13 protein-coding genes are annotated in these 13725 nt (G+C 39.3%); 4 read left to right on the top strand and 9 right to left on the bottom strand.

The features are described from left to right. Positions 1 to 65: 65 nt before the first annotated feature. The gene (locus EDB96_RS10105; RefSeq protein WP_134140589.1) at positions 66 to 869 is read right to left on the bottom strand and encodes a DUF5131 family protein; all 804 of its coding nucleotides are present in this window, start codon (positions 867 to 869) and stop codon (positions 66 to 68) included. A gap of 401 nt (positions 870 to 1270) precedes the next feature. On the opposite strand from EDB96_RS10105, the gene EDB96_RS10110 reads away from it, so the two are divergent. Next, on the top strand, positions 1271 to 1735 hold the full coding sequence (locus EDB96_RS10110; protein ID WP_134140591.1) for a hypothetical protein: 465 nt from the start codon (positions 1271 to 1273) through the stop codon (positions 1733 to 1735). A gap of 155 nt (positions 1736 to 1890) precedes the next feature. Here EDB96_RS10110 and EDB96_RS10115 read toward each other — a convergent pair whose 3' ends face one another. The 4 genes from EDB96_RS10115 to EDB96_RS10130 all read right to left on the bottom strand — a co-directional run bounded on the left by EDB96_RS10115 (position 1891) and on the right by EDB96_RS10130 (position 4883). Beyond that, a complete protein-coding gene (locus EDB96_RS10115) occupies positions 1891 to 2208 on the bottom strand; it encodes a hypothetical protein (protein ID WP_134140593.1) in 318 nt (105 codons plus the stop codon). Positions 2209 to 2260: 52 nt separating this feature from the next. Beyond that, positions 2261 to 4309, bottom strand: a complete 2049-nt coding sequence (ligD, locus tag EDB96_RS10120; protein WP_243839331.1) for a DNA ligase D — start codon at positions 4307 to 4309, stop codon at positions 2261 to 2263. A gap of 145 nt (positions 4310 to 4454) precedes the next feature. Further along, positions 4455 to 4634 carry a DUF3606 domain-containing protein gene (locus tag EDB96_RS10125; protein ID WP_134140596.1) on the bottom strand — a complete coding sequence of 60 codons (180 nt, stop codon included), beginning with the start codon at positions 4632 to 4634 and terminating at the stop codon, positions 4455 to 4457. Positions 4635 to 4667: 33 nt separating this feature from the next. Next, positions 4668 to 4883 carry a hypothetical protein gene (locus EDB96_RS10130; protein WP_134140597.1) on the bottom strand — a complete coding sequence of 72 codons (216 nt, stop codon included), beginning with the start codon at positions 4881 to 4883 and terminating at the stop codon, positions 4668 to 4670. Positions 4884 to 5102: 219 nt separating this feature from the next. Between EDB96_RS10130 and EDB96_RS10135 the strand changes: the two genes are divergently transcribed. Both EDB96_RS10135 and EDB96_RS10140 read left to right on the top strand, forming a co-directional pair. Beyond that, complete coding sequence (locus tag EDB96_RS10135) at positions 5103 to 5432, top strand: hypothetical protein (RefSeq protein ID WP_134140598.1); 330 nt, start codon at positions 5103 to 5105, stop codon at positions 5430 to 5432. Between the two features lie 145 nt (positions 5433 to 5577). Then, a complete protein-coding gene (locus EDB96_RS10140) occupies positions 5578 to 6108 on the top strand; it encodes a hypothetical protein (protein WP_134140600.1) in 531 nt (176 codons plus the stop codon). A gap of 12 nt (positions 6109 to 6120) precedes the next feature. On the opposite strand, the gene EDB96_RS10145 is transcribed toward EDB96_RS10140, so the two are convergent. From EDB96_RS10145 to dinB, 3 genes are all read right to left on the bottom strand, one after another. Continuing rightward, entirely contained in the window at positions 6121 to 6801 is a 681-nt protein-coding gene (locus tag EDB96_RS10145) for an SOS response-associated peptidase (protein ID WP_134140602.1), read from the bottom strand. Positions 6802 to 6901: 100 nt separating this feature from the next. Continuing rightward, entirely contained in the window at positions 6902 to 9955 is a 3054-nt protein-coding gene (locus EDB96_RS10150) for a DNA polymerase III subunit alpha (RefSeq protein WP_134140604.1), read from the bottom strand. Positions 9956 to 9961: 6 nt separating this feature from the next. After that, positions 9962 to 11143 carry a DNA polymerase IV gene (gene dinB / locus EDB96_RS10155; RefSeq protein ID WP_134141137.1) on the bottom strand — a complete coding sequence of 394 codons (1182 nt, stop codon included), beginning with the start codon at positions 11141 to 11143 and terminating at the stop codon, positions 9962 to 9964. Between the two features lie 250 nt (positions 11144 to 11393). Between dinB and EDB96_RS10160 the strand changes: the two genes are divergently transcribed. Then, on the top strand, positions 11394 to 11861 hold the full coding sequence (locus EDB96_RS10160; protein ID WP_243839333.1) for a DUF1810 domain-containing protein: 468 nt from the start codon (positions 11394 to 11396) through the stop codon (positions 11859 to 11861). A gap of 774 nt (positions 11862 to 12635) precedes the next feature. Here the strand turns inward: EDB96_RS10160 and EDB96_RS10165 are convergent. Then, complete coding sequence (locus EDB96_RS10165; protein WP_134140605.1) at positions 12636 to 13439, bottom strand: hypothetical protein; 804 nt, start codon at positions 13437 to 13439, stop codon at positions 12636 to 12638. Positions 13440 to 13725 lie beyond the last annotated feature (286 nt).

The following is a 13725-nucleotide window of genomic DNA, read 5'->3' on the forward strand; positions in this document are numbered from 1 at the left end:
TTATTTGATAATTTATGACATGCTCATTTTCGAATTTTAGTCTTAGTGCCAGTATATATTGATTTTTAAACAGGAAATTGACGTACAAGTAAATCTGAAGGAATTTCTTTAACCTTGTCGATCTGTTTAAAGAAAAACGGAATACGTTTCTTCTTGCAGTCATCTCTAATTAATCTAGCCCATTGACAGTTAAAAGGCCTTTTTTTAGAGCCGCTTTCTCCACCATTTATTACCCAATCCACGATATCTAATAAGTTTTCCTCACTATCGTTTTTAACTTTAGCCATCAAATTAACTTCCTCCAATTGAGGTTCGATAGATAAAAACTTTTTTCCGTTCACTTTTGAAAGTTGGAAGGTTAAGTTTTTCGCCGTTTTTTGATCAACTGGTGAAGTGCCAAACATAACATTTGCCGGGGGATTATGTTTCCAACTTTGTGGAATAAACTTATTAATATTGGAAGGTCTTTTAGTTAGCAATAGGAAAATTAGATTTGGTGAATTCGGAACAATTTCATTGAAGAACTTTTCCCTTAATTGACCAGTATGCCTGAATTCACTCTCAGATCTCAGTAGCGGATTTCCCTTATAGTCGACTAATGGCATGGACTTTTCGAAAATATCCATCATGCTGCCGACAAAAACACGATGAGTCTCGCCTGCTTTTTCAGCCTCCTTTTGAAATTTAGCGATCTGTTTCCAAACATCCTTCACTATTCTTCTTGGTTTATCATTCCCCCAAACGTCATTATTCCTCCACTTCGCAATATTCAACGCATAACAATTGTCACATCCCGCATGCACCTTATCGCAGCCCCACCAAAGGTTTGCTGTATGATCGGTCCATTCTATTTTGCTGTTCTTAGCCATAATTTTAATATTTAAGTAATAAGCTTCAGTGCTTTTACACTACCTTATACAAGAAAGTTTTGAAAAAGTTTAATTTATTTTTCAAATTATTGAATTTTTTTATTTCTGGCGAAGAAAAAGAAATGCATAAGATTTGATATTTAATGGTTTAATACTTTTTTTGAAAGCAAAAAATATTAAACTTAAAGCAGTTATTTTATTGTGGCAACTAGATTATTCTATAGTGGTATGTCTAGGTATTCCCACGTGCTAACCTATCGTTTACATTTTTCATTGCACTTCTCGCAACCTCGAAATTGTAACATTATAAAGATACAATCTGTGGAATTGAAGGGAATAGATATTTTATGCGATTAACATTTAAAATTTAGTTATATTTATTCAACGTTAAGAACAATCTAATGAATATTGATTATCAGGACTGTAATATCTTTGAGACAGATTATATTTTCCGAATCCAGACTTTTGAAAACTACCTCGGGATTCCTATTTCCTCGCAGGAGCATTATGCGAATTATAAAGCAGGACTGATACCTAATATCTTTTATGGGCATAATTTGGAGGAAGTCTTGGAACTTTTCCGAAAAGAATTCCGTGAAGTAAAATCAGGACTTGAAAAGTATGAAATGGATAACAACAATGATTTTCCAATGCTGAAATCCTACGTCAACACCGAAAGGGACCTGCGCAAAATTTTGGATGAGAGTCAGCTCCAGGTTTATACAGGGCTACTGGAAAGGTCTTTTGATAATCAAAAGCTGGATCAGAATGCTGCGGCAGTCAGCCGGTTTTTCCTCTCAACGCCGATATTGAAAAGCTATATCTTTCAGATAGAGAAGATATTTGGAAAAGGTATTCTTGACTGATGTGATAACTTGTCGAGCAAGTTTTTATACTATAGAACAGGGTAAAGAAGGGAAACAAGATAGAATATCTCATCACATTGTTAATTTGCCAACAACTTAAAAATATTGTGTTGAGCTGCCAATTGCAGAGAGTTTTCTCAGACCGGCAAAAATGCCTAATATTCCAGATGATTTAAAATAAACCCTTCCAGTTCCTTGTCGATCAGCGGGTCACGCTCGACCGATGTGAGTATCTTACTGAAAAGGACAATCAAATTGTCACTTAAGAACTCATCCAGTGCGTCAAGGCACTTTAGAAATGTAGGCTGAGAGGTTGCCCAGAGGTATTTACTGCTGTCGGCTATGTCAGTCAGGACAACCTGATAACTATTCTGCTGTTCGGAGGTGGCAGTTTTTGTAACTGTAACTTTGAGTTCAAAATCATTATCATGGTCGTTAAATGATCCGGTAAGAAAGTAGGCGGTAGTCATCATTAGTACTTATTAAAATGCATTTTTTCACTTTAAATTACATTAAAACAGTAATTTAAAAAAAGATACTCTGGGCTTTCGCCACCGCTTTTTTCATGTCAATCCCTTTTTTGAGCGATCCTTTAAAAATATCACCTTCAGATCTCATTCGGGCTATTGAATTCTCTATGGTAAAATCTTTCATGGCCAGTCCCTTTTTTACCTCTTCCCAATGTAGGGGCATCGATACAGTTGCTCCGACTTTTGGGCGAAGCGAATAAGGGCAGGCGATTGTGGCACCGGGCCTGTTCTGCAAAAAATCAAGGTACATTTTTCCGTTCCGGTTTTTAATCTGACGCTCCAAACTTGTGAAATCCGGAAGCTGCGAATGCACGATCGATACAATCATCTTTCCGAACATCTGCGACTGGTCGTAGCTGTATTTGGCGCCCAATGGTATGTAAATGTGAATTCCCGTTGAGCCTGATGTCTTGACATAACCGGTAATATCCAATGCGTCAAGTATGTTTTTTACTTCACACGCTGCTTGGATGACCTGCTCAAAAGTATTCTGATCGGGATCAAGGTCTATGACGCAGTAGTCAGGGTTCTCAGGATGCTGCACACGGCTGAACCACGGGTTCATTTCTATACATCCCAGCGAGGCCATATACAAAAGCGTCTTTTCGTCGCCGCCGACAAGGAATTCCTTGCTTTCCCCGTCACTTGTGATGTATGGAAAAGTATCTGCCCAATCGGGCGCTTTTCCTTTGACATCTTTCTGGTAAAAGCTCTTGCCGTGGATGCCGCCGGGAAAGCGGTTCAGCGACAGCGGTCTGTCTTTAAGGTAAGGAAGTATAAATTCAGCCGCCTGATAATAGTAATTGAACATGTCGCGTTTGGTGAAACCGACCTCAGGCCAGTAGATTTTACTTAAATTCGAAAAGGTTATATTAACGCCTTTTATTTTCTTTGTCTGGGTTTCCTCTGACGGGTTCAGCAGTGTCCCGCGCGACGATTTCCCAGGTGCTGTAAGCGGTGAGGACCCTGACTTCTTCTGGCTCTTTTTGCCATCTTTAACGATAGATGAAGCAGAGTCTTCTTTTTCCAGCACAACATCACCTGCATTTTTATCGCATCGCATGCCTTCGAAAGATGGGTGGCGGAAAACGCCGTCTGATGTTATTTCTGCAAAGCTGACCTCGCAGACCAGTACAGGTTTCAGCCAGACTGCCTGCGCATGGGGAGGGTTAGGGCGGAAGCGGGACGGTTTATTGATATCCGGCTCTGATTCAAAAGGAATTGTTTTGGTTATGAGTGGTTTGAACTGGTCCATCATTTCCCTCTGAATTTTATCTGAGAATCCCGTTCCGACTTTTCCGGTATAGACTAGCTTTCCATTCTGGTAGACCCCTAAGAGGAGTGAGCTGAAAAGCTTGGAAGAAGAATCATTTTTGGTATATCCCGCAATAACGACTTCCTGTCTTTTGTTTGCTTTTATTTTAAGCCACTGCTTGTTTCGACTGTCCGGGCTGTACAAGGAATCTTTCCTTTTTGCCATGATGCCCTCAAGTCCCATTTTTGCTGCAGTCTCAAAAAAGTCGATGCCTTCGCTAAAGGTTTGGCTCAGGCGAATCCTGTCGTCGTCTGTCGGCAGAATGTGTTTTAGGATTAGCTGCCGCTGGGAGAGTTCCAGATCCATAAGTTTAATTCCATTGTACCACAGAATGTCAAACACGTACAGGACAAGGTGTCCGTCCGCTTCACTGCGCCAGTTCTGTAGCGCACTGAAATCTGCTTTACCATCCTCTTTTATTACAAGGATTTCCCCATCCAGTACTGCATCGTTTTTCCATTGCTGTAATGCCTGCGTTATGGGATAATATTTGTCGGTAAAAGGTTTGTTGTTCCTTGAGGAAAGTGAAACTTCACCTTTTTTGATATAGGCAATCGAGCGGTAACCGTCCCATTTTACTTCATAGCTCCAAAGCGGATCGTCAAAAGGTTCGTTTACAAGTGTTGCCAGCATCGGCTTTATACCGGCAGGCATGTTTGAGGCAGTACCGGTTTTTAGGAGTGCTTTTAATTCCTGCACGCTATTTGAGATATCTTTCTTCTTTGCCATTTTCATTGTTTTAAATATAATAAATAAAAGGTGCAGGCGCATCTGTGGTAAAATACTGTAGAGCCTGCCCCGCGGATTACGAGACAAAAAATCCCCAGTACATATATTCGAATATGCCGGGGATTTGGATGTGTGATGGGCTTTGCTATTTGGAGCGCAGCACCTGCGCAACAGCGTCTGCAGAACTACCTGCCTGGTCAACGGCTCTTTGCAGTTCTTCCCTGCTGACATTGAACTTATCTGTCCAGTAGGCTACCTCGTGATCCTCATTCATATTGATACGTGACCTGTCCTGTTGGCCTTTTTTATTTAAATCGTCGCTCATGATTTCTTATTTTTGATTTAATAATTTTAAATATCAGCTGTTTGTAGCTGCGCTTCCAGTGCTTCCTGCACCTCCTGAGTTATTGTTCCCGCCATTTTCATTAGGTTCCGGATTTGATCCCTTCTGGTCATCTTCAATATCACCCCAGTCACCGGTATTTTCGTTTGGATCATCTTTACCACCTTGCGCACGTTGATGGTATGGACATTTTTGCAATTCTTCTTCGTTGAAGTTATCTATATTTTCCATGATATTAGTATTTGAAATTATGTACTTTAAAGTTATGCAGATTATGCGAACGCGGCTTACAGGAATATTTTCAGATGTTATTAAATTAACATGCATGACAGCACAGGTCGGACAATGAAAACATTGCTTTTAAATATTAAAATATAATTCTTCTGATATTTTCTTGAAAAGCTATCCAATATTTTGTAAATTAGGATATTGAATAAAAAGAAGAATATCATGGTACAGCATACTCTTGTTTTGTCGACAGCAAAAATTTCACTGCCCGATAGTGTTTCAATTGATTTTGTTTCTGGCCTTATTAACAGGGGACTAACCCAGGTGGAATATTTCGGCTGTGAAATCGATCATCATTGCGATATTGTTAGTGAGGATATGGAAGCAGTGACCAAGGAAATCACGTACATTGACATGCACTTTGATTCCGACACGCCAATCAACTACGAGGAATTTGATCAAACTGATGTATTTAACCTCGCAACAAACCTGCTTGGGGACTGCAGTCCGGAAATACGAAAAGATGAGAAAGACATAACGATCTATTTATAAATAGACTTTGCAACTGTGGGCACGTTTTGTCGATGGTCTATAATGGAGCGAGTCATTGGGCTGTATATTTTTTCTTGTAGCAAGACAGCAGGAGTTGACGAGAGCTGCACTTTCTAAAAAGTACCTATAATATAAGTTAAAGATTATGAGCGACGTATCTGAATCCTTAAAAGAGAATTGTGACTATGGCACAGAAGCTGTTTTAATAGCACCTTACAAACTGCCAGACGACTATACGCTGGAAAAGCTTGCGGAGCACTTCGCCTTAAAGTTGAGGTGCGCGGTTGAGCATGAAAACGGAAAAGTGTCAGGGGAGGGTATAACTCGTGAACTCTATAAAATGCAGCAATCCAGCGGACCGGATTATGTCTTAGTACTGGGAGAATCGGATTTGTCATTTTACAAAGAGTTTGTAGTGATTCAGCCCGCAGGTGAATTCGAGGATTTTTGTATATGGAGGGATGATTTCGAAGAAGGAGGAAGTGCAGTTAAATTTTATGACCAGTATGCATTGGACGATTTGAGGAATCTTGGTATAGATGAGCTATATTGCATCAAAAATAACCTAATACCTAATGATGCATTGTCTGTTTGTTCTCTGTGGCATGATGTTGAGGCACATCTTCTAGACGAAGAGGAATATTTTATTATTCCACTTCTGGTTGATCAACAATAAATCAAATAACTCCTAGAACAATTCGTACTGCATTGGCAGGTCGAGATTTATAGCATTGAGGCTTCCGCTATATGGAAATGCGAATTCGGATATTTTAACGCTCTGATTAAGCCACGCGCACTCATCCTGTTTATTTAGCATAATTGGCATTCTGGCATCATGAATATTTCCTGATTTTATGGATTTGCTATTGTGTACATATTTCATAATATCATTACCTTCCGTTGTAACCATGGTGAAACTGTTTACCGTATGGCCAAAATTTGTATCGGTCCATGAAGTGTAGAGTCCGGCAAAAGTAAAAATATCGTCATCATTTGATACAATCTGATGTTTTTCCTTTGACTTTCCCTGTTTATCATTCCAGTGCCACTCATAGTAACCAGTAGCAATGATTAAACACCTGTTTTGAATAATGTCCTTGTATGAACTCCTGCTGTCCAGAGTTTCAATTCTCGCGTTAAGGGTTTTCCTTCTGGCAAAAGTTGCAGGATCTGCCCATGACGGAAGCAGGCCCCAGTTATGACCCGTTGTTATTACAGCGGGCGAGGTATCGAGTATCACAGGTATGTTTGGAAATTTAAATCCCGTTATAAAATCTGATTGGAGGAAGTTTTCCTCATTGTCCACTTCGGCTTTAAACCTTCCTTTTACTGCCTCGATAGTGGCCATCTGCTGCGTATAATAACACATCTTTCTAGTATTGATTTATAAGTATAACGTTGCCTTTATTAAAGTTAGTGTAAATTTCTATATCATTAAAAAATCCTTTCTAAATAATTTGGAATTTGTTTTAAGAATTCATTTTATGCCTTGGCAGGTTAATTTCATGCTCCTGCGGATAAGGAAGTCTTTCTGTTGTGCTTACGTCTTCCCGGATAAGCTCCTGTGTCCTGTATTGATCCTTGGCATCCATATAGCGCGGATCAGGGATAAAGGGCATTTTTGCCATTTTGTGAATGGTAATAGTGGGGAAGTGATAGTCAATTTCCACTGTGCCAAGCAATAAATAACAGCCGCCTCCCTTAAAGGGATACTCCACAAGGGAATCGGGAAAGTGGGCCGTATCAAAATACGCCCCCTCGTTGTCGATCCAAGTGCCGAAATACATATTTCCCTTTTTTGTCGGGACTTGCTTAGTAGAAATCAGGTAGGCAAGCATCCTTACCTGTCTTTTATGGCAGGAGGGCAGGTCGCGCACTTTTATATCCCCTCGATGTTTGGTCTGCAGCAGGTCAAAAACTGTACAGGAAACAGGGAAGCTTAGAAGCTCAATTTCATCAAAGGCATCTTCAAATATTGACCTTTCGATTGTAGGCAGGTTATACTCTTTTACCGGTTCCTGCAGCAGCATTGGTGCCCTGTTTTCGGGTTTGAAATTGTTTAAAAGCAGGCTGGCAATTACAAGCAGCTGATTTTTGGTTTTGCTGGTAAAGCGGAAAGCGCCGATAAAAATGAGGATCTTTACACTTTCAATACCCATCGGGACTCGGTTTATGAAATCTTCCAGTGATTGATACAAACCGTTTCTTTCCCGTTCAGATTCTATAAACTGTGCCATCTTAGAGTCCAGGTTCATCAGGTGCATAAAGCCCAGATAAATGTCATCCCCATAAAGTGTGGTCTCAAAAGTGCTTTTATTTACACATGGATTATGGATCACGGCACCTGCCATCCTTGCCTCATGGATATATATCTCAAGCCTGTAAAAACCGCCACCGTTGTTTATAACTGCTACCATGAATTCAATTGGGTAGTGAACTTTTAAGTAAAGACTTTGGTAGCTTTCAACCGCGTAAGAAGCTGAGTGCGCCTTACAGAAAGAGTAACCGGCAAAGGACTCGATCTGGCGGTATATTTCCTCGCTGAGCTGTTTCGGGTGGCCCTTTTGCGCGCAGCAGGCAAAGAAATTATCTTTCACTTTCTGAAGTGCCGATTTAGATCTCCCTTTTCCCGACATGGCACGTCTGAGAATGTCACCATCTGCTGCGGGAAGCCCGCCATAGTGAAGCGCGATTTTAATCACGTCTTCCTGATAAACCATGATACCATAAGTCTCGCCAAGCTGCTGCTGAAATACTGGATGGAAGTATTCAAATTTTGAAGGGTGGTTGTGACGGAAAATGTATTCCTTCATCATACCTGACTGTGCCACGCCGGGACGTATAATGGAGGAGGCAGCTACAAGGGTCTTATAATTGTCGCATTTTAATCTTCTCAGCAGTCCACGCATGGCAGGGCTCTCTATGTAGAAGCAGCCGATGGTTTTCCCCTCGGATAGAAATTTATTGGCGGAGGATTCATTTTTAGAGATTGACGTATCACGGATATTGATGCGGATGCCCCTGTTTTTTTCGATCAGTTTCACACTCTCGTCAATATGCCCGATACCGCGCTGACTTAGGATGTCAAATTTCTCAAAGCCGATGTCCTCGGCAACGTGCATATCAAAAAGCGCAATGGGAAAACCCTTCGGTGGCATTTCCAGAGGTGTATAGTTGGTGATTGGCTCTTCGGATATCAGGATGCCGCACGAATGCATACTTCTTTGGTTGGGATATTTCTCGAGCATCATTCCGTACTCCTGCACGAATTTTACAATTGAATTTGACTCATGGAATTTCATGGGATTTTTCGCCAGCATATCGAGTTCTTCCTTAGGAAGACCGAATACTTTTCCAACCTCCCTGAAAATGGAGCGGTACTTGAATTCGACATTTGTCCCACAGAATGCCACATGTTCATAGGTATAACGATTAAAAATATATTCCAGAATGACATCTCGTTCTTTCCAACTCCAGTCGATATCGAAATCCGGAGGGCTCTTACGGTTCTCATTTAAAAAACGCTCAAAATATAAATCAAGTTCGAGTGGACAGATGTCCGTTATACCCAGACAGTAGGCCACAATACTGTTTGCGCCGCTTCCCCTTCCAATATGAAGAAAGCCTTGGCTGTTACTGAAACGGATAATATCCCATGTGATAAGAAAGTAACCACTGAACTCAAGCTGGCTAATTACCTTGAGTTCCTTTTCCATCCGCTCCCTTGCCTTTATATTTTTTGCGCCATAACGCCATACCAGTCCCTGTTTCGCCAATGAGGTCAAGAGGTCTATATCGCTTTTTTTGCTGTTAGTATAGTATTTTTTGTTTTTTGGTGTCTGGAAGTCATAGGTGAAATTACACCCTTCTATAATTTTCTGTGTATTTTCAATGATCTGCGGATATTCTTTATAGAATTCCAGAAGTTCACCAAGCGGCATCATCTTGTCCGAAGTACTGCAGGTATCCCCGGGTTCCAGTCTGGAGAGGATTACATTACGGTCAATAGCACTTAAGATGCGATGCAGATTGAATTCCTTTTTGGTACGGAACGTGACCGGCTGAAGGATGACCATTTCAGCGATGCGTTTTCTCCATTCTGAAAGCACCAGCTTTTGCAACTGGTCGGGACGTATGCCGATGAATTCATTAGGAAGAAGTTTTTCTGGTGCGTTTGCTAAAGGATAGATCACGAAAACATCTGTAAAAGAAGGGGCATGCTCCGGGAGCGGTTTCTTTTCAAAATTGTAACCAGTTAAAAAACGGTTCATTTGTGAGAGTCCCGTCGCATTTTTAGCAAGTCCGATAAAACGCAGCTGAAATTCGCAGCGGAATTCCATCCCGACTATTGGCTTAATACCCGCCTGGTGACATTGTTTTATAAAATCGTAAATTCCCGTTACTGTATTGATATCGGTAAGCGCCATAGCCTTGACCCCGCAGGCTAAAGCCTGAGGCACCAGCTCGTCCAGCGGTATGGTTCCATAGCGCAGGGAGTGATAGGAGTGACAGTTGAGGTACATGGCTTCTCAGGGTTTACGTTTTAAGATTTCATTTTTAGTATTGGGCTTGAAAGATGCTCCTGCACATCGCATTACGGCATCGAAACCATAACGGCTTTTCATGCGGTCCATAGCCTGGTATAGGGCAAGCATTTCTTCAGTATCCTGAAAAAGATCTATCTGATAGGTTCCTCTGACAAGTCCGCTGAAACGTATACCAATTAAGCGAAGACGCATGCGGCGCTGGTAGAGTTTGTCAAAAAGTTCCTGTACGGTTTGCGTCAATATATGATCCGCTGAGGTATAGTGCACCCTGCACTGTTTGGTTTCAGTGTCAAAGTTGGCATACCTGATTTTAACGGTAACCGTTGAGGTCAGCCATTCTTCTGAACGAAGCTGAAAAGCCAGTTTTTCGACCATACCCAAAAGGACCCTGTTTAGTTTAGGGATGTCAATAGTATCTTGCAGGAATGTATGTTCGGTTGAAATGGATTTACGCTCGGTGTAAGGTTCAACCGGATTGTTGTCAATCCCATTTGCCTTTTTCCATAACTCTCCCCCGTTTTTCCCGATCATCTGCTCAAGCACATCCAGAGGCATTTTAGAAAGATTTTCAATGGTTCGGATGCCAATACGCGATAAAAGCTGGAATGTTTTTTCCCCTACCATAGGTATTTTCTGGATTGACAGCGGATTTAAAAAGGACTGCACCACATGTTCAGGAATTTCCAAATTCTGTTTTTGTTTTCCTTCTCCTGTGCCTATCTTGGAAACAGTTTTATTTATTGACAGGGCAAAGGTGAGGGGAAGCCCGGTTTCTTTTATTATTTTTTGCGCAAGCTCATCGGTCCACTTGTAGCTTCCGTAAAATTTATCCATGCCGGTAATGTCAAGATAAAATTCATCGATACTTGCTTTTTCTACCACTGGCGCTTTTTCCTGGATTATCTCGGTAATGTCGTGTGATAATCTTGAATAAAGTTCCATATCACCCTTCATCACTTTGGCTTGGGGGCACAATCGCAATGCCATTTGTATTGGCATGGCCGATCGTACGCCAAAGCGTCTGGCTTCGTAGGAACACGAAGCCACAACGCCGCGTTCTCCTCCGCCAATAATCAGCGGAATGCTATTAAGTCCTGAATTTGAAAGCCTCTCACAGGAAACAAAAAAGGTGTTCATATCTATGTGTACAATTGATCTCTCCATAATCTCGTCCATTTTATACTTGTCAAAATTAGTACAGATTGGAACAATGATTCAAAAATATTTTGTTATTAATAATAACAACTTTAAAAAATCCTTATTTTTCAATAGGTTTGAAAATCTTCAAATAACACCAAAATCGGCTTTATTCAGAATTTACGCTATTCTAAATTCTGATCCTTCTTTTATAATTTAAGAAATGGTAATGTTTTAAATAGGTCCTTATCTAATTGATTTTTTAATATTTAAAAAAATGATTAACTTTAATTATGCACAACCTGTTAAAATACTAATATTTATCATGAACAACCTTAATCGATTCTTAGAAGCGCAGGACAATGTATACCATCAGGCAATGCATGAAATCCAAAATGGAGAGAAGAAGTCGCATTGGATGTGGTTTATTTTTCCTCAGGTAAAAGGGCTGGGTTTTACACAGTACAATATTTTTTTCGGCATTGAAGATCTGAAGGAAGCGCAGTTATATTATGATCATCCTGTTCTTGGAAAAAGACTCATCGAGATTACCTGTGCATTACTTGAAATTGAAAACAAAAGCGCAGTTGAAATTATGGGCAGGCCGGACGAAAGAAAATTGAAATCCAGTATGACTTTATTTAGTCTGCTGCCAAATTCATCACCTTGTTTTGAGCTTGTATTGCAAAAGTTTTATAACGGAGAAGTCGATGAAAAAACCATTCAGATTTTAGCAATAAATTAAGTTTGTTCGTAATTTTTTGTGCATTGACATGGGCTTTACAACTGCCGGATAAAATCTGCAATAAATATAGGCTATTATGATTTTGGATATAAATTAGTACTAAAAAACGAGGTAGAAAATCAATATGAGAGCTAAAAATTAAATATTTTTCGTAATATACTGACTTACAGGTTTTAAAAGTATGCATTCTGCTGTGCTATTCTTATCTTAAAAAAATGAAGTTTTGTTAATGAAAAATGCGTATTACAAAAAAATCCCGTTTTATAGATGATCAAGCCACAAAATATAGTAGTTTTAATATTTACATTTTATTGAAGAGTCAATTAGATTTTCGTACAAACTATTTGGAACCGAAGAATGAATGTATCTATTTAAAACTTTAATTTGCATATATTTATTATTGGATCCGTCAAAAATTGCACTTTTATATCGATGATTAATAATTCAGCAATGTGAGACTTAACTCTAAATATTGTGAGATTAATATAAGAAAAATCAATAGCCCTTCCCGCTTCAATAGGACAATTTATGCGTTTGTAGTTAATCTGTGCAGTAATAGTCACAAGCTCATAAATGAATTCCAACGCGAGCTTTCTGACTAAAGAAGAAGATTCTGAAAGTTAACGCTTCCGTTTAAGTCAGCACTTCTGTCTTAATTAATATATATTTTTCTGAAATTATCTTCCAATTTTCTTTTATAATAACGTGAGTCATCACTTTAATCAAACAAAGTATTACGGACATCCCTGAATCTTCCATTTTGTACTTTTAGTTTTATCGTAAGCCCGTTTGCAGATCATAAATTATATCATTAAAGTTTAGCTCATTAAAATCGTCGTCATTCGTAAAAAGATCCAAATATTGCATATAACGAAAGATTCCCGGAAGGTACTTTTTATGCGCGATTATACTTTCTGGTAAAAATTGATTCATTTTATGAAAATTAGAACCGTCAATTTCAACTCTTTTCACTTTGCAGTTTTTACCTCCGGTATATAATGATTTTATTGTGCTATCAATGGATAAAATATCCCCAATATGATTCGGTAGACCGAGTAAATTATCAAGTAAATTTCCAGTTAGATGTATAGAGTTACCAACATACTTAGGTGAGCCTATTAGAGTCTTCAATTTATTCATATTTAAAAAGCAGCTCTTTTCGACGAGTTCAGGTCCACACTCCATTGACTCTAATTCATTAAGAAAAGCATTGAAATCACCTTTTATATGCATAGGGACACCTCTTAACGCTTTTAAAGAGTTTTCGTTGCATGAGTAACTACCTCCTACTTCGAGCGGTGCGTATTTAAGCGATTTTAACTGGTTGTTGGCACAACTGAAATTACCACCAACAAAATAGGGAGCACCTTCTAATGTTTCTAACTTATTATGACTGCAAATAAAGTCACCATAGACCTTCCCGAACTTTAGAGGCAACTTCCTCAGTAATGTATTGGTAATAATCACATTGCCATTTACATCGATCTTATTATCTCTAAGAGCGAAACTCGAGATGCGTATATTGTATTTTTTTTTAATGTATCCGACCTGTTCTCTTGTAACTATACCTTTGCTCATGGAAGTGTTTTAAGCAAATATAGTCCTCCCTTAAAATATATACCAGTCCACCGGTAAAAAATAAACAAAAATGAACAATTTCTGGTCGTTAAATGTATAATAATCAATTAGAAATCTTTTTCTCTGGATGTTGTCAATTTTTTAAATATGTTAAAAGTAATAACTATATCTAAACTTAATGAGTTGAAAATTGTATAAGTGTAAGGCTAAAACAATCAGAGTGAGAGAGAGAGGGAAAAGACATACTAAACCATATGTCCCCCTTTTATTTGTTCGTCAAAATAAC

The sequence above is a fragment of the Flavobacterium sp. S87F.05.LMB.W.Kidney.N genome (assembly GCF_004366435.1).
Classification (GTDB): domain Bacteria; phylum Bacteroidota; class Bacteroidia; order Flavobacteriales; family Flavobacteriaceae; genus Flavobacterium.